Consider the following 22,436-nt stretch of genomic DNA (forward strand, 5'->3'; position numbering starts at 1 on the left):
CCAGTCACTCCAGCTCAACCTGAAAAACCAGCAACTCCTGTTGCTCCAGCTAAAGAAGAGCCAGTGAAGACTCTTCCGAATACTGGTACAGCAGCGTCTGGACTAGGATTAATGGGTCTTGTGAGTGGTCTGTTTGGACTTGGTACAGTTGGCAAACGCAAAAAAGATTCAGAATAACTAGCAGCTATGAGAGGGTTCGCCCTCTCTTTTTCTTTGTAATCGTGAGGGAGTAGTAGGGATATTTATGAGCATGAGTAATGTGAAAGTCGGATTTAGAGAAGAATTATTGAACTTGATAAGGCCTGCGGATTGGATCCGGTTGGGTTTGATTATCTACGAGTCTGAAGAAGAGGCTGCTTATCGGGAGACTGAATTTGTCAGTCTCATTGTGGTCTATAAGGTTCAAGAAATGAATTATCAAGAATTTCAGATGATACTTCCCTACTTTTTTGTTGTAGATGGGGATGAGGCAGAACCTTTGAAAGTAAGAGAAGCAGAGTTTCGAGCTTTTAAAGCTAATTTAAGGGCTTCTTTCAACCTTTAATGCAGATACCGCTGCCGTATGAACTAGATAGAGATGAAGAGATTAGGAGGAGAGATGATGGGAATAGATCTAGATGATTTATACAATCAACTGGTTGCTAGTGAGCCTATTGGATTTATCGATCCCTTTAATGATCTGGGGGAGTTTGATTATATCCAGATGAAATTTATGGATCCGGCAAACAGCCTGGTTAATAAGTATTCAGGAAAGCCCTATAATGCCATGTGGATCCAAAAAATCGAGGAGATGAGACTTCTATTTATTGCTTATCAAAAAGCCCTTCATAGCCATGATCAGAAGGTTAATTTTCAAAGACGGATTGTCTATGAGTCAAACGATCATTTAGATGCGATTGTGCGTACCTACCTGGAGCTAGGATTTAATTTTAAAGAGATTGAATCCCGTGTATCTATTTCTTATAGGCAGCTGCGGCGAGGTTGGAAAAGAAGTGACTATGTCAAAATGAGCCAACCAGAATTTTATTCAAAGATAGATTTGTCGCAAGGCCAATATATTCCTCATGACCGTATTCCTGAGTCTCTAGGGGCTCCTGAGAGGCTTTGTTAGGACTATGTGGGTTTCTGTATTAGAAGAGTCTCAGGAGTGTTAGAGGGCTATTGTGAGCGATTTGTGATGTAGGTTTCAACAACTGAGTGGAAGGAGATGATTTTATTTTGAGGAAAGCAAAAGTTAAATATGTGATTTTTAGTTTTGAGATGGGAGATTATCTTTGTAACGAAGACAATCATATTCTTGTTTTTGACACCTTAGGATTGGCCTATCAGTATTTACAGCTGAGGCATCAAAAACCAGTTCCTGCTCACAGGACGAACAAACTCGTCAATCCAGATGTCTATCAAGCACCGTTTAAATTATTGAAAGTTTGTTAGGAGGGGTTATATTGGAAGCTAAAGCGTTTAAAGTTATTCGAGGCTATTATTTGATTGCAGTTGGTCAAGAAGCCTTTGCTCATTATTTTAAAATACCTGAAGATCATGCGAATTTTGAGGGGATAGTTACTGGAGATATTGCCCTTACTTTTTATCAAAATGATGGGAATATAACGAGTATTCCTGCCTTAATTCGTATTGATGGGGTGATTGAAAGTCAGAAGATGGTCAAGGACTGTTTGCAGCGAGAGGCCAAAGATGGCTTCCCCATGTTGCCGATTGTGCATGTCTTAGAGAGAAGCCAATTTGATCCCTTGTTGTATCGACAGATGACAAATGAATTTCAGAACTTGAAGAAAGAGATGGAGCGGCTAGCTACAGCAAGATATGTACAGGGAACTATTTTTGATTATTTGGAGGAAGAAAAATAAGTATGAAATTTTTATTGACTGTGTTCCAGTTTTGGAAAATGCTTTTGGCAGGATTCATTGTGGTTCTACTTCTTAGTTTAGCGGGTGTTGGCTTGATTTCTCTACTGGAAAAGCACTATGTTAGGGATTACGATCAACATTTGACTCAAGAAGTTTATGTGGATGTTGTTGAAAATGAGAATGTGAATCTGGTTTTTTATAAGCGGACTTGTCCTTATTGTAAAGCAGGCAAACAGGACATTATAGAAGCAGCAAGGGACAGTGATATTTCGACATTTTATATCAATGTTGATACAGAAGATGGGCAGTCCCTAGTTCAAAAATACAAGGTAGAAAGAGCTGCTACTATTGTGCAAATTCGAGGTGGTAAAGTGAAGTTATTTGATTATGCTGCTGAGGATAGAAAGGGAAATATTAAGGCTGACAAGGCAGCTATTCAGGAGGCTTTAAATGACTCGAAAAATGAAGATCAGTAAGTGGGCTGAAACTGCTTTTCAGTTTGAAAATGAGTTGTGGAGGGTAAGGACACATGGAAATATGGTTGTTTTAGGGAGATTACCTGATGGAATTTTTACCTTGCATCGATTCAATGATGAAGGTGGGCAACTAACTCATATTTCAGAAAGTGAAGCTTTGTGGTTAACACTTGAGCTTGTTCCAGAAAAGATGAATTGTATTTAGGAGGATTAAAGAAATGGAACAAAAATATTATGCTGTGCTGATTCAAATTAATATTGGAAAAAGTGTCTGGTTAGTTCCGCAAAAAAGAGGGGAAGTAGCTTGGTCAGATGAAATTAGCGGGACAAGAGTTTTTTCTAGTTATGAAGAGGCAAAGCAAACTGTTGAAACTCATTTCCAAGAAGATTTTGGCTTTATTGGTTCCTATAAAATTATTGAGTTTACTTATCAAGAATTGATGGATTTTGAAATATTAACTGATGACTAAGTAATCTAAAATCTCTTCATAACCTACATCGGGATTGATGTACTTATTGGTGCTGTGTTTACGAAACTTACCAAAGTAAAATAATTTAATAGGCTGTTTGTCTTTTGCTGCTTTTTCCAGAGTTTTGAGTTTTCCCTTGACTCCATGATGGTCGGCGAGGCTCTTGTTGATCGTAATAGATGGATAATTAGTAACGCCATCTATCGTACATTTACTATTAAATTTAACTAGAAAATAGCTATTTTCAGGCTGAAGCTTGTTATCAAAATATTTTACTGTAGCAGTGTCGTAATAGATATGAACGTCCTCTAAGTTGATTCCTCTTTGGTCGACTTCTGCTAGATTGACAAAGTGTCTTTTCAGTTGAATTTCTTGCCTATTCTTGTTGTAAAAAGTGTATTTTTCTCCAGATTGATATTCTAAAAAATAGTGGACAAGGGCACTGAGTTGTTTTATATGGCTCCGAAAGGTTTTATCAATGTTAGAAGATGAGTTGGATGACCGAGGTATAATTCCAGTGCTACTTGTTTTAGATGATTGAGTATTTTTATTCAGTTGTTTAGGATTAGCGATATTAGCTAGAGTCCCTTTAACAAGATTTAGATCTATAATGATTTTATTTTTCTCACGAGAAAAGCTTCCGTAATTTTTTGATCTTTCCTCTTGTTCTCTTTTCTGATAATGATCAATTATACGTTGGCAATTGGAGTCATGTATCTGGTTACGTTCTCCAGGAGTAAAATAAGGCGTTTTTGTATAGTCTGGCTTATTGAAGTTCGCTAAGGTTAATTTGAAGGAACAGTTTTCACCACATTGAAAATTTTTAGCATCAGTTAAAATCTGATTGCAAGAATAATCATGGGCTTTCTCAGCGGTTAAATCAGTTTCTAACTCAAGACTATAAGCAAATGGAAAACTCATAAATTTATACCCCTCAATGATAAATTATTATCTTTATTTTAACAGTTATTACCCTAGAAAGGACATGTCATTTATGAAAGATTTATTACAAGAATGGGCTGGGAAAATTACTTCTAACCCTATTTTAATACCGTTTAAATGGATCAGAAACTGGATGGAGACAAATGTTATCAAGCGAAAGATATTCATTTTTTTGACCATGTTTTCGGTTTGGATCAGTCTTCTAATGGGAGCTATGTTGTCTCCTCAAAGACAAACGTTTACGGAAGAACAGTTGAAGACAAAGCATATATTTAGAAATGGGACAGGTGAGATTAAGCTGGTCAGCCAGGAATATTCACCGAAAACAGGAGTCATTGTTTTGCAGTTTGAAACTCGAGATTCTACGTCACCAATTGCTAGAGGCATCGATCCAAAACGTTTAAAATGGAACCTCTATGCTCAACAGAAATCTTCCAAAACAACCATGGATGTGGTGCCAATTTTAGATAATAAAATCTCGGTTATTATTCGAGATGTTTCTAAAAATTTTGGAGCTTTTGCGATTGATGTGACCAATAATACCGTTTCTACTAACCTAGTTGATATTGAAATTTCTTCGTCTGATGAAGAAGTACGAGTCTTACAGAAAAATTCTGATGAAGATAAAGTCGTTCAATTTTATGTAACGCCTCAAAATTCAGAACTAAAAACGAAAACAATAAAAGTTGTCTCTCGGGAAGAATTTACACTTCAGGAGATCAAAAGAGAGCGAGAATTTCAAAAGGGACAGGAAGCCAAAATTAAAGCATCAATCAAACAATTACAGGCTTCTATTGAAGATGATGAATCTCGCAAAGATAGTCTTTCTTCTGAATCTAAGTATCTAGCAGGTGAAGATTTAGAAGACAACAGACGAGGTATTTTGTTGCTGGATAGTAACATCGAATCTAAAAATCAATCCATTCGAGTAGCGTCTGATAATATCGAAAAAATTAATCTCAAGTTGGAAACTTTGGATAGAAAACAACGAGATGTAGAAAATGGAACCTTTGAATTTTCAAGTCCAATTGAAACAGTCGAGATGGAATGACGGAGAGTTGCTAGACGATTTTTAGTAATTATATGAGGAATAAAATGAATGTTTACGTAGTAGAATATTCTACTTGTGTTGAAATAGACTATCCTCTATATTCTGGTAAAAGAGAGAGACAGAGTTGCACCGTTGGAGTATTTTCGTCACGTTTAAAAGCAAAAAGAGCTATAGTGACTTTCGTAGAAAGTTTTGGGATTTGTGATGTAATAAAGTTGTCCGATCTAGATTTAGAGAGTCTAGTTGTAGAAGATTACACTAAAACCATAGTAGTTCATAAGAAACAATTTCTAGATCAAAATTCAGATGGAACAGTTAAGTCTTATAGACATGAAGCCATTAAAATAGCAAAGTACAAGTTAAATGAATAGTATCAAATATCAAAGAAGGGGGTATGGATTTATCCATGAGCTGTCCCTTTAAAATGAAAATTTTGATTATCTCTTATACTAAACTAATCACAGAAAAGGAGGCCAACAAATGGCAAAAAAAGGTTTGAAAAAAATTGAATTGAAGTTAGAAAAAGCACTAAAACAAGTTGCAGTTTTGGAAGAAGAAAAAAGGATTGCAGAGGAAACTATTCAAAGAGAAATTGGGAAAAATTATTTTAAAATTCAAAAGAAAAAGAATAAAGAACAGACCTATGATTCTGTTTTGGAGGATTTAAAATTGGAACTTGCTGTCTTAAAAGAAGAGGAAAAGAAGCAGCGTTTGGAGAAGAGAGATGAATCAGAAACGGAGAATTTTTCAGGTGAATTTCCACAATAAGGACGCTTTTAGACACAGATAATAAGTGTGTTTCAGTGTGTTATCCGAGTGTGTTATTGTACACACTAGTGTGTTTGAGTGTGTTATGTGTGTGTGTTTCAGTAGGCGAAGCCGAGAGAATTTGGGGACACGGGAAACGTTGATACTATCAACTCCCCACGGTATGTGGGGACAGTTTCCCTTATGCTCTTTTCACTAGTTTGGGCTAGAAATTCCTATTATGTATTTGTGTGTGTCTCAGTGTGTTTAAAAATGGGATAAATTTTGTTTCATTGTCCGAGAGTTTAAAGATAGGAGTGACTGATATGAAAAAGAATCAAACAGAAATTAAGATTCGGGGATTAAGTAATCATGAAGTTGAGTATTTAAAATCTATGGCAGAACAGAAAAAATTTAAATCTTTCAATGAATTTCTCGTAGCCATGTGTCGTGAGAAAATTGAGTATGGATATTTTAATGGAGCTCAAAGTTTGTATTTATCACATTTAGAAAATATGAAGTTGGCTTCGGATCATATGCTCTCACAGCTACAAAAGCAAGATAAAATTTTGACAGACTTAGATGCAAAAATGAATGATTATGGTCAGCGTATTTCTCGCTGGTTGGAATATGAGGGTGAGGTAGAAAATCATGACCAGGGAAATTAAAATTCGGAATATATCATCTGGTACCTTGGAACAGTTACGAGAGATTTCTACAAAATATAACTATCCAAGTTTTAATGAATTTATGTTGGCGCAGGTTCAAAACATTGCCGTGAATGATGGATTGAATCTTTATCAAAATCAATTTGCGGAATTGTTGGCAGAGATTAAGTCCCAACAAAATGAGATTTTAGAAATGCTGGTGAGGCAAGAAATTTCTCTCACAGCTTTAAATGTGAAACAGGATGTAGTAGAGGAATTGACAGTTTCCTGGTTAGAATTTGTAGATGATGTGGAGGCACTTGGCGTTGAACGAAATGAAGGGAGGATAATTCATGAAGAAAAATAAATTGTTAGTGGTCAGTGTTTTGTTCTTGTTGATTCTATTGATACAGCCGGGTAATTTTACGTATCTAAAAGAAGTTTTTACGCAACATGATTTAGCCAGCCAATTAAATATTGTCGATTCAACTGAAGAAAAAAATCAAGCTCTGACTGAGTTGATTCGGCTACAAAATCGAGAGTTACGGTTTAAAGATTTTGATGAATATGCTTTGGTGTCTGAGGTAAACAATCAGGCAAACTTCACTGCACAGGAACTGAGTTTAGAAAAAGGAACTTGGATTCATTATTCAGATTTGGATTGGTTAGATCGAGCAGGAATTGTAAATGTCATGTTGGGAAAGGAATCATTCTCTCTGAAAAAAGATCGAGGTGATACTTTGATTTTTCCAGCTGGTTGGAAAAAAATTAATGAGCAAATCTATGTTCCTTCTCAGTTATTAGGAGCTGCGCTTGGAGGTGAACCTGGAAATAAAAAGAATCTCGTTACGGCTACAAATGCTTTGAACAAGGAAGCGCAAGTCTATGAGAAATTAGTGGTAGATTATATCCAAGAAACCGGGAATCATGTTCGCTACCGTGTAACTCCTATTTTTAAAAATGTTGAATTGTTGCCGAGGGGAATTCGACTAGAAGCACAAAGTATTGAAGATGATTCGCTTTCTTTTGATGTCTATATTTGGAATGTTCAAATGGGATATGAAATATATCATTTGACAGGATCATTCCGAGAATCAAGGAGGAACTAGTATGTCAAAACGAATCAATATTTATTTTAATCAAGAAACGAATGAAAAACTGGAGCAGATTAAAGAGTATTTGGTAGATTCTTCTGCCTTACCTCGCCAACAAAAAATTAATTCTGCAGCCTTGGTGATGTTGATTGATACATTCTATAAATTGTTTCTAGAAAATGATGGCAGGCAGAATTATTTTGAACGACTGTCTCAGTTGGAAAAAAATTTTGCTGGTTCCCAAAATCAAATGGATAGTGATTTGAAATTGCTACACCAACAGCTAGACCAGTTGCTCTATTTAGAGTTAACCAATTTTCATGCGATTACCAAAGGTGAAGAGTTTGATGTCCAAAATTTAGAGTCTGTTCATTCGAGAATGGATCCGCTACAACATGAACTTATGGCCAGAATTAAAGAAATCATAAAAGAAGATAGGACAAGAGGCAAGACAATGAAATATTCTCATTGAGGAGGGAGAAATGAAAGATATTATTGAAATATACTTAGAGACAGGTGATTTTCATGAATCTGTTAGACAGTCGGGCTTACCTACTCATATAGCTCATCTAAAACTGATTCAGAGTGGTTGTTTGAAAATTCAGGATAAAATTAATTATGGTTCCAGAACAGCTAGACTTGGTGGTATGGCTAAAGAGCTTTTTCAGAAATATGTTCCATCTGCAACAGATGCTAATAAGTTTTTTGAGAAAAATAATCCTATCTATGATTTTTGGTTTGAAGGTCTAACGGTTGATGTAAAATACAGTTCCTTGCATAAAAAGAAAAATGGGAACACTTACTATTGGCATATTCGGACAAAAGGGAGTCAGGATTTTATAGTTGCTTTCTTGGAACGAGAAAGTGGTTTAGAATTAGAAAATTCAAATATTTTATTAATTCCCATGCAATTTATTGTTGATAAAAAGGATTTACATATTTCTCAATCAGGGGTATGGTTTAGTGAATTTAAGGTTGAATCTGAGGAATTACAACCATTGTTAAAAGATTATGCCAGATTAAGAAAAGAAGGCTTATTCTGATGAAAGGGAGAAAAAATGAGTAAATCGTCTAGTCCAGCTGTTACATTCATGCTGCAATACACAGAGCCGACTTCTCGTTATGTTGATTATATGAATCGAGATGAAGCTGTTCAGCTAACTAATGAACTTGAATTGGAAAATCGTATGCAGGGAATGGAACTATTGACGGAGAGTGAGATTACAAAAATAAGGCAAGATGTTCCTGAATTGCAGTTAAATTTTGAAGACTATATTGGTTACATGAATCGCTCTTATGCGACAGGTAAACAAACAGAAGAAGTGACAGCGATTTTTACGCAAGATACAAATCACATGCAACGAAGCAAAGTTAGTGAATTAAAAGAAAAATTGAATCAGGCTTATCAAAATGGCTCTCTCCTTTGGCAGGGAGTCATTTCATTTGATAATCAGTTCTTGGCTCAAGAGGGACTCTATGATCTTGCGACTGGCCAAGTGGATCAACAAGCCATTAAAGCTGTTGTGCGGGAAGCACTTCCTAAAATGATTGCCAGAGAGGGCTTGTCTGATTCTGCTTTTTGGTGGGCGAATATCCATCTCAACACCGATAACATTCATGTTCACTTTGGCTTATCGGAGGTTGAATCAAATCGGGAACAGATTTTCTACCGTCCACGTGGGCGAATGGAGTATAAGGGTAATTTCTCGCAAAAAACAATGGATCGTTTGAAAAGTGAGATCTTTCATGGTTTGATCCACGAAAATACGAGATCTAATATTATCCGAAAAGAACAGGTACTGGTCAATTTGAAAAGTCAGCTTCTTGATCAAGTTTTCCGTGATAATCAAGTTCGGACGGCAACTGAAAAAAATTTTTTGGAACAAGCCTATAATCATCTCCCATTATCCAAAAAGTGGCGGTATGGATCCAATGCAAGGGATTTTGCGGTTAGTAAGTTCTTTATCGACCGTTACCTAGACTCTTATTTGAAAAATGATGGGCGAGAGCTTTATCAGGAATTCTTAGATGAGACTAGGCAATTTTTACAGGTCTATCAGAATGTCTATTCAGCAGATGAAAATAAATCTTATGAGAAGCTGCGGCAGATTGATGGGAACCTTGTTCGTTCTCAGGAATTATCCAAGGGTTATCAGTTGGAAAAGTTGCTGGCTGCTAGGGAGTATGAACTTAGGGAACACTTGGCCAATAAGATTCTAGTGACTTTTCGCCAGGAAGCTCCTCGTATTCAAGAGAAGTGGGCACAGAGTAATCTTTCAACATTCTCTCAAAGGAATCAAGAACGAATTTGGAAGCAGTACCCAGCTGCCAGAATCGTTCGGACGGGCAAAGACTGGGAGAAGCTGGGGTATCAGTTAAAAAATGGGGAGCAGCCTCTCAAGATTATCAAACCAGTCTACGCTGCTTATGATAAGTATGGGAATGGTCTTGGAGAGGCTAGCTTTGTAGAGGAGGCTGTCTATGATATTGGGCAAATGGAGGAGAATATCGATCAAAAGCAACTAGGATTGAAAGATCTGTCCGTTTTTTCAAGGGACGAATTAAAAGCACTGGTGGATGCGGCCAAAAAGAAGCCGGATCCTAGTCCTAAAGAAGTCCAGGAGCTGGGTATCTTCCGCTATGCTCTTAAACTGTCCAGTCTAGAGGAACGAAAAGGGCAGCTATTGGCACAGCAGAAACTATTGAACCAGGTGGATGCCCTGGATATGGACAGGCCATTTGTAATCTTTAAACAGCAGCAATTACAGGAGGAATTGAAACTAGTTAATCTCCAGTTGATTCCTAACTATAAATTGAGTCCAGAAGATAGGGCTTTAAAAGAACGGTTATCTGCTAAATTTCAGGATAGTGTGACTTTATCTATTGATAAGGCGGAGGCAGGAGTAATCCAGCTCCCAATCAGACGGCTGAGAGAAGAGATGAACTATGTCCAGGGACTTAAGGATGAAGGAATCTTATTGTTGCTACAAGGAAAATCGATTTCTAAGAAGGAGTATTTAAACGATTTACAAACTCATATCTCTATTTTTCAGCTGAAAAATAGGATCCAGGTTCGTAATCGCAAAATAGAGGCAGGAATCGACAATCGAGAACTGAAAATCGAAAATGCTAAGGCTTTTCAAGAGTTGAAAAATCTTTATGCTAGCTTATCAGTCAATAGGGATCAGGATAATCAATTATCGGCCGTTGTTTCTAAGCGGATGGAAGCACAAAAAGTATTAAAAAAAGAGAACCTTCTGCAATCCAAGGGAAAGGCGCAGTTTAATCTACAATTTCTGAATAGCTTATCTCGTTCATTGGATAGTGCTCAGAGGGCTAATAGAAGAGCCCTGATGGAAAGAGAGAGGGGCGAGGATCAAGAAAGATACGAACAAGATCAGGAGGAGAAGGAGCAGCTTCTCTGATAGCCTTGGAAATATGGTACAATGGTTAAAAATTTAATGGAAAGGTTCCATTGATTTTCTAACACCAGCCGTCTCATACTCGAGGCGGTTTTTTTGCTGCAACTGGTATTTTGAGCGATTGGCAAATTTTCTGAATCGTTAACATCATACATACACTGTTAATGATTTGCCTTTTTATCAAAAAAACGTCAACTTTTCCTATAATTTTCGAAGGCTAGTCGTCTCCAGTGGGGGGCGGCTTTTTTGTTTTGTTTTTATTCTAATTTTTTCAGTCAGATAGCCCTTTACAAGAGATTTTTTAATGATTACTTAGACTAACTATAAAAAGTGAAAGGAGTAGTCAAATGGGCTTATTATTTCCAGGAGTCTCTTTAGACGAGTTTGATTTTCAAGAGGAATGGTTGGTGTTGGATCTGGATCCAGTTGGAAAGAACGTGACCTTTGGTGGTCTTGGTGCCAATTCAAAGCTTGAGTTGATGCTTGATTTTAAAGAAAATCCCGAACAGTATTTTCAATTTGCAGTTGGGGACTTAGTTGAGTTGCCAGAAGATATGGTCAAGGACTCAAAACCTGAAGGCTATGTTCCGTTGTTTGAAAGATTTTAGGAGGATTAGAGATGAATCATCAAGGAAAATCAAGAAGAGAACGAATTGAATATGCTCGTTCTCGTTCGATTTTGGATGTAGCTCGTGACCTGGGCATGGAACTCTTTCGTTCAGGTAAGGATTATCGTTGGAAGGAACATGATTCATTAGTCATTAATCCTGACAAGAACCTATGGAATTGGTTTTCAAGGGAAGGTGAAGGAGGGGATGTTATTGCCCTTGTCGAGAGTATGAAGAAAGTCAATTTTAACCAGGCTATAGACTTTTTGAATGATAGACAATTTAAAGATTTTCAATTAACTGAGTCTCGACGAGAAGCATTTCACTATTATTTAGAATCTTATGAGAAACCTTTGATCGAGGGACGGCAATTTCTAAAAGAACAACGGGGTCTTTCTGATGAGACGATTGATTTTTTCCTCAAGCAAGGGGTGCTTTCTCAAGCGAATGCGAAACTAGATGCTTTCTGGGATGAGCCTGCGAAACGCTTGGGTGGTCAGTCACTTCCGGAGCCTGTTATTGTGTTCAAGTCTCTATCTTTTTCTAAAGAGCTAGTAGGAGCTTCTTTGCAAGGAATTGAGGAAAACTGGGATAAATGGAGTAAACATGGCTATGCCAAGGTGATTCTGAAAAATTCGGATTCGCTAACAGGCTTTCATGTCGATATTGGCCAGCCTCAGCGTTTAGTTTTTGCAGAGTCTCCTATCGATCTCATGTCTTATTATCAATTAAAGAGAGAAGATCTAGCTGATGTTCGTTTGGTATCGATGAATGGATTGAAAGAATCAACCATCTCCTATCATCTAGCGCAGCTTGAAGCAGAATTGTCTGGCCGTCCATTGCATTGGACTAAAAAGGAGCTTGAAAAAGCCTTGGATGCAGCCCTAGCAAGGGGTTATTTTGCGGACAACAAAAACCAGGGCAAAATTACTCTAGCAGTTGATAATGATGAGGCGGGAAGGAATTTTATTGGTTCCTTAGAGAGGAAAGGTGTGTCTGTCAGCGTTGATTTACCGCCGATTTTGGAGGAGGGACAGGTGAAGTCTGATTGGAATTATGTTCTCAAAAAGCAGTCTTCTAAACAAGGTGACTTGTTTCAAGATGTCGATATTCAAAGCGAAGTCGATGCCTATACTACATCAATCACACAGGATGATTCATCTTATTATTTATGGCAGGATGAAGAACTCCTAAATCTTGGAGCAGATGATGCTATCTTAGAGGATTTTCATAGTCTTCTGGAAGATCAACAGTATCAGATTGATGGAGTTCCCTTGTACGTCGAAGAATCGGCTAATGATGGAGCAACGGGGTATCTTTCTATTGATGGGACTGTACTCGATAGGGACGGGATTCGAGACTATCTAGCTGAGCAAGATTTTTCAGAACAAAGGTCGGTTGAGTTTCTCACTAAATTGGAGGATCAATTACCTGAAATTTGGGAGGACGTAGTGGAGCATTACAACCAAGCAGCTGAAAAAATTATGGAGAAATACAAGCTGGGGGAACAGCAAGATCCGTCTATTTCTCAGGTGAAAACCTATGATGAGATTAAACAAGAAAACAAGCAACTTGCTAAACGAATTGAAGAACGAATTAAAGCAGGGGAACTCACGATTAGTTTTGATACAGATGTTTACCTGTATGATGTTTTTAAAAAGCTTGGCAATAGCCATCCGACTAAGTATGTCAATGATAAACGATTCGAAATCCTGGCTCCCCTTAGATCAATCTTAGCCTCTATTGATGATGAAACCGTAAACCTGTATAAGAAGAAAGGGACGGTAGAACAAGATTCACTCTATCAAGCCCTAAAACCGTATCAGCGTACATTGAGCGTGGACATTTCAACCCGCTTTATTGGCGAATTGGCGATAGCTGCTTATAACACTAATAGGCAAGTCGAGAGTCTCTCAGGTGATCATTTTGGCCATTCCTACGGTGCGCAAACCCTCAATAGCCTGTCACAGTCTATTGAGCGGATGCTGGAATATCCTTTAATTGAATCAGGAGTTAGAGATTATAATTACGGGTTTGTGACGATTCCAAATGCTTTTTATCATTACCTGGATGAACAAGAGGGGGATCTTGTATTAAGCCGTTCTGACTTGGATTTGTTACTGGCACGAATTGAGGAACAGCCTCTTCAGGTAGTAGATGATATTCGAGAGGAAGGGCTTGTTGTTCCAAAAGCACAAGAAAAAGCCTTTGAAGTGAATCAAAAGGCTGGTCAAGTGCTAGCTCCAGAAGTAATCAAGATGGATTCAGCTAGATATTCCATCTATCAGGACTATTCTGTTTTTCTTAAAGAAGGTGTTGTCTACCTAGGAAAACACGATAACTATCAGGGTTCGCAAGGATACGATAATAGGGATCAGTCGCTGATACGGGTTTCTGATAATAAAAAGATGTGGTCATTGCTTTCGGAAGATGGATGGGTTTACCCTGTTCAAACGATGGTCAAAATGGGAACCTTTACGGAATCAGATATACAGGAGTTTGAGGACTTGAAGTCAGGTCTATTGAAAGATTTGATCTTGCCACCGATTACTCAGTATTCAGTTCAAATTCAAAGCACCACCCACCCTGATTTCACAAAAGAAAAGATTGATGAGGCTTATGTATCTCTGCATCCTAACTTGGAAGAATGGGGCTTAGTTCCTTATCGAGAATTCATGACCGAATTGTATACAGCTAACCAAACTAGTAGTGAAGAGAGCTTTTCAATCGAGTTTAACATTCTCGCTAAATATCCCCATGAGAACATCCAATTAAAACATATTCATTATGAAATTGGACAGGAGACTGAGTCTTTAGGGGAGCGCTTGGGTTGGAGGATAGAGCAGCCCATACTTTACCAATTGGATCAGGAAGCTTTCAATGACGTGAAGGAGCAGATACAGGCTCATCAGGAAAAAGTAGACGAGTTGATTCAAGATATAGTATCGCTTGATGAAAAAGGCTTCTATTTGGAGCAGGATTCCGAATTATATGATAGGGGAGCTTCTTCTGATGAGATAGAAGTCTTCCATGGTTTAGTTCCAACTATTGAGAATAAGGATGATTTATTCACAGTATCCCTTAAAAATTCTTCTGAGGTTGGAGTCAGTGGCTTCCTGGCTTTAAATGGGGATCCTATTGATGAATCGAATATTCATAATCATCTGGACAAGCTAGATTTGAACTCTGAGTATCAACTTGCTTTCTTAGAGGATTTAAAGGCAGCCGTTTCTTCTACTTGGAATGAGGCAAAAACAGCTTATGACAAGGCATTTGACGAGGTAGTGGCTATGTATAACTTGGAAAAGACAGGCAAGGATTATTTTGTCCGCTTTGAATTTTCAGAGCATGATTTTAACTATCAATCAGGAGAAATCATTCCGTATGAGGCATTTGCGAGGGAGCTTTACAGTAAGTATCATTTTAGTCCCCAGGGCTATTATAAGACCTATTTTGAAGTTTTGGATGCGAATCAGGAATCTATTTCAGGACAGATGCGAATCGATATTGGATCTGACTGGGAATCCATTGGTTTCTATCTGTCAGAAGGTAATCCTCATAAATCAGCTTTGTTAGAAAAAGATGCACTTGTGGTGAAAAGTTTAGATGAAGAGATTAAGGTAGCTGAACAAAAAGAAAAATCTCCTGAGAAAACTCAAGAGATTTTGGATGATAGGGCCAGTGTTGGGGAGGGTTTTTTACAACTCGAGGCTGAAGGCAGTACCAAACCCGTAGCAGAAACTGCTACCTTTGAGCAAACTGTTACCAGTCACCCGACATCACCCTATCATTACCTACATTTTAACACAAATTTTGAACCAGTACAAAGAAGAAAATCCAAGTATCACCCTATCAATGCAGAGGATCTGAAGCGAATGAATCAGTATTCTCCATCGATTCAAAGAACAGCTCAATGGTATTTGGATGAGCTATCAGGTAGTCATATTCATTATTTTTATTCTGATAAAGGAGAGATGAATATACTGGATGTGTCATTCAAGCAAGAGAATTTTTTACACTTAACAGGAATTAGACCCATTGATTCTGTAAAACAGGCTTCTGATTTTGTAGTAGATTTTGCACAAGGCTATGGAAACTATAATCAAATATTGGTAAGCAATAACTTGAAGGATAAGTTACAAGTATTACCAATGTTAGAGGATATTTTGGATCCAACCTCATTTGTCTTAGATAACTTAGAAGAAGTCAGAACTGCTAAGCGTTTAAACCTGTCTGAGGCAATAAAAAGCAAGGATGAAGACTTCTTATTGCTGTTTAAAGATATTGGTGATGAGTTAGTACCAGCATCACTTATGAAAATTAAAGGTGAGATTAAAGCAGATTTGGATAACACTGATGAAAAAATCATTCTTGGTGTTTTTCGGAATCGTGATGGCATCATTGAACAACTTTCTATTAACGAGGAATACGTTAAAGACGGTGGCCAGGAAATGTTGTCTATCCTGCAAAATAAGCAGTATGAAGAGTCTATTGATGTTGAGACAGTTCAAGAGGTGAAGGAAAGTGTGGATAGAAGTATTGAAGAAATGTTAGGTACCAATGCAGCTAATAGTCTAGTTTCTTCCATCCCTCAAATTCAAGAGAATTTATCAGCTGAGAGAAATCTGCTAGCTATGGCTCAAGATGATGGTCGAGTCTTATATACAAATCAAGAAGATTTTGGTCAGGAACATCAAGTAGAGCTAGTGGTACATAGTGGAATAGAGCTGAACCAACTATCTGAAGCACAGGCTCCATGGACTTTAGCACTTATCAAGGGAGAAGAAAAGTTGGGTTATCTTGCTTATGGTAGTGACTGGGGAAATGATTTTCAAATTGAAAATGAGCTAGAGAATATAGCTGGACAGATTAATTCTGTCCAGATTAGTGTAGCCGATTCAGGTCTCTATAAACAAGAGGAAGTGGAAGCTTTTCTTGCTTCTAATATTGAAAATACAGATGGCCAGGAAATGCTGTCTATTTCAGCTGAAGAATTTACACCTGTTTTAGATACTGCTTACAATCTAGGAGATGTTAGAAATCTAGGAATAGAGCCTCTTGAAAAATTTCAAGCAGCCTGGGAGCGTTATTATGAGCTTTCAGATGCTCATGAAGGTGATTTTACGGCTGTCGTTGAAGCTGCGGATCAATTAGGGTTGGTCAATAAAGAATCAGCTTTTTATCGGGACTGGAGTCAAGATCGTATTTATGAGGAAAGCTATCATGTACAGATTCAATGGTTTGAACGCTGGCCTGATAGCCCTCAGCTTCCGTTTAACGAGATAGACCGTGTAGACTATCAGAGCTTTGCGGAAGTGCTTTATGAACAAAATAAGGCGTTTTATGAGCGGAATAAGGAGAGCGCAGAAATTGCCAATGAAACAGGGAATCAGGACGCTTATATTCCTTACACCAAGATTAAATTTGATGTCTATGCTCCTGGAGGGAAACTGATTAAAGAAGGTGTTCGTTATAACATCGGGGATGAAATTGAACCTATTTCAAGGCTTTTAGGGATGGGCTACCGTCGTTTGGAAGGTTATGAAGCCTTGGCCAAGATGGATGAAGAAATCTTCAATCAACTGGAAAATAGGGTTACGGTTGCTGAAAATGATTCTCAGGTAGAGGAAGAGAGTTACGCTCTTAGACGGTCTAGAGCCAAGTTAGAACGCTTGAAAAAGGAGCGAGATGAGGCGATTGGTGCCGCTATGGATCATCAGAAACTAACAAATGGCCAGCCGATGAATGATAAACGGGGTGGTCAATCTTTCTTGAAAAAACAAGGCCAGAAAGAAGACAAGGTCTTTGCTCTGTTAGATGAAATTAAAAAACAAGAAGAAAAGGTAGCGTCTTTAGAGGATAAGGAGCGCTGGAAGAAACAAGGATTAAACCGTAGGGGAACAGGACTTGATATTAGTGTAGAGAACATTCCTCTGATTGAAGCCGAAATCGCTAAGGCTGAGAAGGGTGAAGGTTCTTACTCTCCTCAAACCATTAAGCGTTACAAGGCTGAATTGGTTAAATTGAAGGCTATGCAGGATAAGATGGACAATGTTACCATTCATCCCAAGGTTCAAGAATTGATTGATGCTGGTAAATTAAGCCAATGGAAAAAGCAACCAACGATTTACTTTGTCAAAGGGCTCCGGAAGGTTGCTGTGGAATTGACCGATGATGGGCAGCTACAATTGCCAAGCTCTGGGAAATTTCATCCGAAAACAGAAAAAGATAAGGATGCAGTCCAAGAACTATTGTCTTCAGTATCTCAGGAGAAGGAGGAAGAAAAGGAGCTGGAAAGTCTCCCTGATCCTTCCCAGCTGAAAGAAAAAGAAGAGCAACAATCTGACTCTGTGTTTGTGGAGGAAGGGCAGGATCCACTCCAAGCAGAGAAGGTAGGCTACAGCCAAATTTCAGCTCATGAACTCAGTGAAGTGGCCTTTCAGAAAATCCGAGAGTTTTCGCAGTCTCCAGAAGCTCTAAAAGAATACCTGGATTTCATGAGCCGTTTTCCGCAACTGTCTCCGAGAAATGCTGCTTTGATTCAAGCACAATGGCCAGGTGCTAATGCAGTCGCAACTTACAAGCAATGGCAAGGTATGGGTGAAAGTCTAGGAATTACTCCAGAAGATGTTATTGGAACCAAGGCTATCTATAAGAACAAGAAGATAGGAGAAGTAAACGAGGTGATTTATCGGAATCTGTCTGTTAAGGCAGGAGAGAAGGCTCAAATTACCCTGTTTCGTCCGATTATGGTTGATATGATTCCAGTCCTTGATGAACAGGGGCGGCAGCTGAAAAATGATAAGGGCAATCCTCAGTATAAAAAGTTATCCCAGGCTACTCCGCAAGAAAAAGCCCTAATAAAAGAAGGCAAGCTCCCTGTTCGTCAATTCCAACAAAGAGATCCGGAGACAGGCTATCCTCGGTATACAACTTACAAGGTATTTGAATTGTCCCAGACAACCTTAAAACCTGAAGCCTATCCGAAGGCCATGCCAAACCGCCACTATGATTTTAATCTTGATCAGGTGCGTACAAAGGAAGTCTTGTCAGGCTTGTGTGACTATTCTAAGAAGATTGGGGTGCCCATTGTAGAAGATGATGCTCAGATACTGGGAAATGCAAAGGGCGGTTTCGATCGAGCATCTCAGACCATTCTCTTGAATAAGAGGAATACACCTGGAGAAATGATTGGAACCACTATCCATGAACTAGCCCATGCGACACTGCATAATCCTAAATTTACGGATTTGTATCGAGAAAGTATTGGGATGGTTCAAATGGAACTAGAGGCTGAAATGACTAGTTACCTGGTATCCAATCATTTTGGACTCGATACTTCAGAGAAGTCTATTTCCTACATGGCTATCTGGACGAAAAACCTTTCTTCTTTGACGGATCAGGAGTTAACCCAGTCTATGAAAAGGATCCACCAAACAACTGCTAGAATTGTCCAGTATGTTGAACAGCACACAAAGCCCTATTCTTTAGCGCAACAAATAGAAGAACAGAGAAGTCTGTTTCAGGAGAAAAAGAAAGGATTGAACCCCTAAAAGAGTGCTCGTGAGAGCCTCTTTTTTCATGCCCTTTACAAGAGATTTTGGAAGTATTTCTTATGATGGAACTATCAAAGGAGGAATAAAATGAAACAGGTAACACCATTTTTAGAGAAGTATACGGATAATCTATCTCAGAAGGTTGCTAAAAAGTCCGAAGATTATCAGGTTTACGGTCGAGAAAAAGAGATCCGGGCGGTTCAAATCTCCTTACTCAGACGAAGCAAGAATAATCCCATTTTAGTGGGAGAGGCTGGAGTCGGAAAGACTGCGATTGTTGAAGGGCTGGCCTTGGCCATTTTAAAGGGTGAGGTCGCTCCTCGACTGAGAAATTTAACAGTTCGCTCTTTAGAATTATCCAGTTTGATGTCAGAAGCCGATGGGGGCTTTATTGTGAAGTTTAAAAAGATTATTGAGGAGATGATTGAAACGAGAGGCGAGAATCTTCTCTTTATTGATGAGCTTCATACAATTGTGGGTGCTGGAGGTCAAGAAGGGCAAGCGCTGGATGCTGGAAATGTCATTAAGCCTGCCTTAGCACGTGGAGATATTCAGCTGATTGGGGCTACAACGCTTGATGAATTTCACGAGTATGTTGAAACGGATCGAGCGTTAGAGAGACGGATGCAGCCTGTGATGGTGGCGGAGCCGACCATTCCCCAAGCCATTGAGATTTTAAAGCAGGCAAAATTCATTTATGAGAACTTTCATCAGGTAAAGATTAGTGATGAGGCAGTGAGACAAGCCGTGGTACTATCGGTTCGCTATCTGACCGATCGTTTTTTACCGGATAAGGCCTTTGATCTGATTGATGAGGCAGCAACAATTGCTTCAGCTGAAAATCTGAATCTGATTACGGATCGAGAGATTGCGCAAGTAATCAAGGATAAAACAGGAATCCCGGTGACCACGATTTTAAAAGCCGATCGAGAACGGCTAGCAGGTTTAAAAACAAAGATTATGGAACGGGTCAAGGGACAGGATGAGGCCGTGGATACAGTGATTAATGCGGTTACGATTGCCCAGGCAGGGCTACAGGATGAAAACAAGCCGATCTCTTCTTTTCTCTTTTTGGGATCGACTGGTGTTGGAAAGACTGAGTTAGCCAAAGCTTTGGCAGAGGGACTTTTTGATGATGAGGCTGCCATGATTCGTTTTGATATGTCTGAGTATAAGCAGAAAGAGGATGTCACAAAATTAATAGGAGATCGAAAAACAGGGACTAAGGGCTTATTGACAGAGGGAGTTAAACGGAAGCCTTACTGTGTGCTATTGATCGATGAGATTGAGAAGGCGAACGGGGAGGTTGTTGACTTGTTTCTCCAGGTGCTAGATGATGGACGTTTGACAGATTCGTCAGGGCGACTAGTGAGCTTTAAGAATACGATTGTTGTGATTACAACCAATATCGGAGCGCAAAAAATTATCAAACAGTATGAGCTGAAGGGCAGTTTTAAGGATTTAACAGTCAGGGATCGGAAACAGTTTGAGAAAAGCATGGGAACAGAATTAAGAACAGAGTTCCGACCTGAATTTCTGAACCGAATTGAGCATAAGCTGATTTTTAATATGCTAGATGAAATGGTTGGGAAGGAAATTATTGTGAAAAACCTTCAAAAAATGAAGGAGAGAATGGCCAATAAACAGCTTTTGTTTGCTTATTCGCCTGAGCTAGTCGATTATTTGTCAGATGTCGGAACGGATGTAGAGAATGGGGCACGGCCTTTGGAGCGGATTATCAAACAGAAGATTTTAGCCCCGATAGCCAAAATGAGCCTTGATTTAGAAGACAATGGCTTGGCTCACCGTATCTATGCCTGGATCGATGGAGAAGCCCCTGATGAATATCATCGGATTGATCAGCGAGAGATTCGTTTTGATATTCAGTCTGACGATTTATTTTTAAATGAATCAGTGATGTGACCCTTTATAAGCGTTTCGCTTATGATTCTGTATACTGCTACTGTCAAAGAAAAAAAGGAGGACATTTATGAAATATCATTTGACAAACCCGTTTAAGAAGGTAAAAGAAAAGCTAGACTTTGTGGCAATACCCTTTGCTACTTTTCTAGCTTCAGTACTTCCTACATCGGTGTCTGCGGACGATCCCTTTGCAAAGGTAAATACTTTATCCAATCAAGGAGTTACAAAATTCCAGGGAATTGCTATCGGTATCTTTTCACTCGCTCTGGTTGTGACAGGACTTATTTACGGCTTTGGCGGTCGTGAAATTAGAGCTAAGATTAAAGAGTATTGGTGGGCAATTGCGCTTGCAGTTGTGGTCGTATTTGCTGGAGTAAGTATTGTAACGTGGCTCGCTGGTTTTGTGAAGGGATCGGGGTAATCTAGATGAACTTTCCCTTATTAAAAAAATCGAGACCCTTGATCAGTGATGATCTATTTCTTGAAATAAGCTGGCTGGATGGTAAGTCTCCGGAAGATGATCCGGAACTTTTACGGGTTATTGAAGAGTTAGATCAGAGATACCTGGAAATTTTTGATCATACAATTGAAGAAACGCTCCCTTGCCTGACCTTTCATCAAGCAGAAGTTCTATTTTCAGAGCTTAGAGAGGTTTATGGTCAGTACCAATTCAAAAAGATTGCCATTGCCCATCTAGAAGGGAAGGAAGTCATAACGGAGGGGGAAGTCTTTGCGAGTCCCCTAGTCATTGATAGTCACTATCAGAATATTTTACTTCCCCTTATTCAGTCGATTTTGACTCATCCAGATTTTGAAGGCTATAGTTATCAAGAAAAGCGGGAATACTTTGAGAATCAGATTTATCCAGTCTATAAGCAGAGTCTCGATTTATTGGATTCTTCGCTTCCAATTTTTCCAGTTGAAGGTGAGGAAGTTTCCAGGGTTCCTGTCCAACCAATAATAGAGCAGCCTTCTTCAGTCGCAGAGGCAGCAATTCCATCGCTCAAAAAAGTTTATCTTCTACTGAGTATTCTGGGTTTATTAGCGGGGACTGGTTTTGGATTATCTGCCTGGACGATGAGGCACTTGTCGCAGAAAACAGAGCAACTCAACTATCTCTATAAAGAATTAAAGGATTTAAAGACAACTCTTTCAACTGAAAATGAAGTGGATGTTTTTAGTCGATACTTTTTAACCAGCTATTATTCTGGCAACAAGGAGGTATTGGTTGACTTTCTTTCAGACGGAGACGCTAAATACACCGCTCCGCAAGAAGGGCGCTTACAGTCAGTTTTGTTGGAGAAAATCGACTATGATTCGGACAAGGATGAATATGAGGTGACATATGTTTTATCTTTGAAACAGGAAGATAAGCTGGCTAGTCTTCGACAAACCTTTTCGATTCAGAAAAAGGATTCCGCAAAATACGGCTATATCATTGTTCGAGAACCTAAAGAAACAGAATATTTGAAATCTGAAGATTAGTTGAAAAGCAGCAGGTGAAGGACTTGCTGCTTTTTTGTACAAGAAGTTGTTCATTAAGTTATATAACTTTTTGTACATATCCTTTAGCTGTACCTTTAGAAACTATTTGAGGATTATTTTGTAGACTAAGGGAGAAATACGCATCAGAAA

23 protein-coding genes are annotated in these 22,436 nt (G+C 38.7%); 22 read left to right on the plus strand and 1 reads right to left on the minus strand.

Annotated features, from left to right (window positions below):
* The first annotated feature begins 63 nt into the window (after positions 1-63).
* From E5983_RS10095 to E5983_RS01655, 8 genes are all read left to right on the plus strand, one after another.
* Complete coding sequence (locus tag E5983_RS10095; protein ID WP_331251086.1) at positions 64-177, plus strand: LPXTG cell wall anchor domain-containing protein; 114 nt, start codon at positions 64-66, stop codon at positions 175-177.
* A 73-nt stretch (positions 178-250) separates the two neighbouring features.
* Positions 251-544: a hypothetical protein gene (locus E5983_RS01630; RefSeq protein WP_160332184.1), complete on the plus strand. Its 294-nt coding sequence runs from the start codon at positions 251-253 to the stop codon at positions 542-544.
* 54 nt (positions 545-598) lie between these two features.
* Positions 599-1,111 (plus strand): modification methylase Sau96I, encoded by a 513-nt coding sequence (locus E5983_RS01635; protein WP_202056298.1) that lies wholly within the window; start codon positions 599-601, stop codon positions 1,109-1,111.
* Between the two features lie 107 nt (positions 1,112-1,218).
* Positions 1,219-1,434, plus strand: coding sequence for a hypothetical protein (locus E5983_RS09685; protein WP_202056304.1), 216 nt, complete (start codon positions 1,219-1,221; stop codon positions 1,432-1,434).
* 11 nt (positions 1,435-1,445) lie between these two features.
* Positions 1,446-1,865, plus strand: a complete 420-nt coding sequence (locus E5983_RS01640) for a hypothetical protein (protein ID WP_160332185.1) — start codon at positions 1,446-1,448, stop codon at positions 1,863-1,865.
* 2 nt (positions 1,866-1,867) lie between these two features.
* On the plus strand, positions 1,868-2,341 hold the full coding sequence (locus E5983_RS01645) for a thioredoxin family protein (protein WP_160332186.1): 474 nt from the start codon (positions 1,868-1,870) through the stop codon (positions 2,339-2,341).
* A complete protein-coding gene (locus tag E5983_RS01650) occupies positions 2,316-2,546 on the plus strand; it encodes a hypothetical protein (RefSeq protein ID WP_160332187.1) in 231 nt (76 codons plus the stop codon). Before E5983_RS01645 ends, E5983_RS01650 begins: the two co-directional genes overlap by 26 nt.
* A 13-nt stretch (positions 2,547-2,559) precedes the next feature.
* Positions 2,560-2,811, plus strand: a complete 252-nt coding sequence (locus E5983_RS01655; protein ID WP_160332188.1) for a hypothetical protein — start codon at positions 2,560-2,562, stop codon at positions 2,809-2,811.
* Here E5983_RS01655 and E5983_RS01660 read toward each other — a convergent pair.
* Positions 2,797-3,732, minus strand: a complete 936-nt coding sequence (locus tag E5983_RS01660) for a hypothetical protein (protein ID WP_160332189.1) — start codon at positions 3,730-3,732, stop codon at positions 2,797-2,799. The two genes, E5983_RS01655 and E5983_RS01660, sit on opposite strands and share 15 nt — an antisense overlap.
* Positions 3,733-3,805: 73 nt before the next feature.
* On the opposite strand from E5983_RS01660, the gene E5983_RS01665 reads away from it, so the two are divergent.
* The 14 genes from E5983_RS01665 to E5983_RS01740 all read left to right on the plus strand — a co-directional run bounded on the left by E5983_RS01665 (position 3,806) and on the right by E5983_RS01740 (position 22,286).
* Positions 3,806-4,804: a hypothetical protein gene (locus tag E5983_RS01665; RefSeq protein WP_160332190.1), complete on the plus strand. Its 999-nt coding sequence runs from the start codon at positions 3,806-3,808 to the stop codon at positions 4,802-4,804.
* Positions 4,805-4,848: 44 nt separating this feature from the next.
* Positions 4,849-5,175, plus strand: coding sequence for a hypothetical protein (locus E5983_RS01670; protein WP_160332191.1), 327 nt, complete (start codon positions 4,849-4,851; stop codon positions 5,173-5,175).
* Between the two features lie 109 nt (positions 5,176-5,284).
* On the plus strand, positions 5,285-5,572 hold the full coding sequence (locus E5983_RS01675) for a hypothetical protein (protein WP_160332192.1): 288 nt from the start codon (positions 5,285-5,287) through the stop codon (positions 5,570-5,572).
* A 305-nt stretch (positions 5,573-5,877) separates the two neighbouring features.
* Positions 5,878-6,219: a hypothetical protein gene (locus E5983_RS01680; protein WP_160332193.1), complete on the plus strand. Its 342-nt coding sequence runs from the start codon at positions 5,878-5,880 to the stop codon at positions 6,217-6,219.
* Positions 6,203-6,565: a hypothetical protein gene (locus tag E5983_RS01685; RefSeq protein WP_160332194.1), complete on the plus strand. Its 363-nt coding sequence runs from the start codon at positions 6,203-6,205 to the stop codon at positions 6,563-6,565. Before E5983_RS01680 ends, E5983_RS01685 begins: the two co-directional genes overlap by 17 nt.
* Positions 6,552-7,307, plus strand: a complete 756-nt coding sequence (locus E5983_RS01690; protein ID WP_160332195.1) for a DNA/RNA non-specific endonuclease — start codon at positions 6,552-6,554, stop codon at positions 7,305-7,307. Before E5983_RS01685 ends, E5983_RS01690 begins: the two co-directional genes overlap by 14 nt.
* A gap of 1 nt (position 7,308) precedes the next feature.
* Entirely contained in the window at positions 7,309-7,764 is a 456-nt protein-coding gene (locus E5983_RS01695; protein WP_160332196.1) for a hypothetical protein, read from the plus strand.
* Between the two features lie 10 nt (positions 7,765-7,774).
* The gene (locus E5983_RS01700; RefSeq protein WP_160332197.1) at positions 7,775-8,335 is read left to right on the plus strand and encodes a hypothetical protein; all 561 of its coding nucleotides are present in this window, start codon (positions 7,775-7,777) and stop codon (positions 8,333-8,335) included.
* Between the two features lie 15 nt (positions 8,336-8,350).
* Positions 8,351-10,717 (plus strand): MobP2 family relaxase, encoded by a 2,367-nt coding sequence (gene mobP2 / locus E5983_RS01705; protein WP_160332198.1) that lies wholly within the window; start codon positions 8,351-8,353, stop codon positions 10,715-10,717.
* A gap of 344 nt (positions 10,718-11,061) precedes the next feature.
* Positions 11,062-11,322 (plus strand): hypothetical protein, encoded by a 261-nt coding sequence (locus tag E5983_RS01710; protein ID WP_160332199.1) that lies wholly within the window; start codon positions 11,062-11,064, stop codon positions 11,320-11,322.
* A gap of 11 nt (positions 11,323-11,333) precedes the next feature.
* Entirely contained in the window at positions 11,334-18,875 is a 7,542-nt protein-coding gene (locus tag E5983_RS09775) for a PBECR4 domain-containing protein (RefSeq protein ID WP_237397559.1), read from the plus strand.
* A gap of 90 nt (positions 18,876-18,965) precedes the next feature.
* A complete protein-coding gene (locus E5983_RS01730; RefSeq protein WP_160332200.1) occupies positions 18,966-20,801 on the plus strand; it encodes an AAA family ATPase in 1,836 nt (611 codons plus the stop codon).
* A 67-nt stretch (positions 20,802-20,868) separates the two neighbouring features.
* A complete protein-coding gene (locus E5983_RS01735; protein ID WP_160332201.1) occupies positions 20,869-21,222 on the plus strand; it encodes a TrbC/VirB2 family protein in 354 nt (117 codons plus the stop codon).
* A 5-nt stretch (positions 21,223-21,227) separates the two neighbouring features.
* Positions 21,228-22,286, plus strand: coding sequence for a hypothetical protein (locus E5983_RS01740; protein WP_160332202.1), 1,059 nt, complete (start codon positions 21,228-21,230; stop codon positions 22,284-22,286).
* The last annotated feature ends 150 nt before the right edge of the window (positions 22,287-22,436 follow it).

This window comes from Streptococcus danieliae (assembly GCF_009767945.1).
GTDB classification, from domain to species: domain Bacteria; phylum Bacillota; class Bacilli; order Lactobacillales; family Streptococcaceae; genus Streptococcus; species Streptococcus danieliae.

Coding starts and splice junctions, on each gene's coding strand:
- E5983_RS01660 (WP_160332189.1), bottom strand. CDS start 3,732: ATGAGTTTTCCATTTGCTTATAGTCTTGAGTTAGAAACTGATTTAACC.
- mobP2 (WP_160332198.1), top strand. CDS start 8,351: ATGAGTAAATCGTCTAGTCCAGCTGTTACATTCATGCTGCAATACACA.
- E5983_RS01735 (WP_160332201.1), top strand. CDS start 20,869: ATGAAATATCATTTGACAAACCCGTTTAAGAAGGTAAAAGAAAAGCTA.
- E5983_RS01690 (WP_160332195.1), top strand. CDS start 6,552: ATGAAGAAAAATAAATTGTTAGTGGTCAGTGTTTTGTTCTTGTTGATT.
- E5983_RS01675 (WP_160332192.1), top strand. CDS start 5,285: ATGGCAAAAAAAGGTTTGAAAAAAATTGAATTGAAGTTAGAAAAAGCA.
- E5983_RS01740 (WP_160332202.1), top strand. CDS start 21,228: ATGAACTTTCCCTTATTAAAAAAATCGAGACCCTTGATCAGTGATGAT.
- E5983_RS01645 (WP_160332186.1), top strand. CDS start 1,868: ATGAAATTTTTATTGACTGTGTTCCAGTTTTGGAAAATGCTTTTGGCA.
- E5983_RS01665 (WP_160332190.1), top strand. CDS start 3,806: ATGAAAGATTTATTACAAGAATGGGCTGGGAAAATTACTTCTAACCCT.
- E5983_RS01700 (WP_160332197.1), top strand. CDS start 7,775: ATGAAAGATATTATTGAAATATACTTAGAGACAGGTGATTTTCATGAA.
- E5983_RS01680 (WP_160332193.1), top strand. CDS start 5,878: ATGAAAAAGAATCAAACAGAAATTAAGATTCGGGGATTAAGTAATCAT.
- E5983_RS01695 (WP_160332196.1), top strand. CDS start 7,309: ATGTCAAAACGAATCAATATTTATTTTAATCAAGAAACGAATGAAAAA.
- E5983_RS01685 (WP_160332194.1), top strand. CDS start 6,203: ATGACCAGGGAAATTAAAATTCGGAATATATCATCTGGTACCTTGGAA.
- E5983_RS01670 (WP_160332191.1), top strand. CDS start 4,849: ATGAATGTTTACGTAGTAGAATATTCTACTTGTGTTGAAATAGACTAT.
- E5983_RS01655 (WP_160332188.1), top strand. CDS start 2,560: ATGGAACAAAAATATTATGCTGTGCTGATTCAAATTAATATTGGAAAA.
- E5983_RS01650 (WP_160332187.1), top strand. CDS start 2,316: ATGACTCGAAAAATGAAGATCAGTAAGTGGGCTGAAACTGCTTTTCAG.
- E5983_RS01635 (WP_202056298.1), top strand. CDS start 599: ATGATGGGAATAGATCTAGATGATTTATACAATCAACTGGTTGCTAGT.
- E5983_RS01710 (WP_160332199.1), top strand. CDS start 11,062: ATGGGCTTATTATTTCCAGGAGTCTCTTTAGACGAGTTTGATTTTCAA.
- E5983_RS01630 (WP_160332184.1), top strand. CDS start 251: ATGAGTAATGTGAAAGTCGGATTTAGAGAAGAATTATTGAACTTGATA.
- E5983_RS09775 (WP_237397559.1), top strand. CDS start 11,334: ATGAATCATCAAGGAAAATCAAGAAGAGAACGAATTGAATATGCTCGT.
- E5983_RS01730 (WP_160332200.1), top strand. CDS start 18,966: ATGAAACAGGTAACACCATTTTTAGAGAAGTATACGGATAATCTATCT.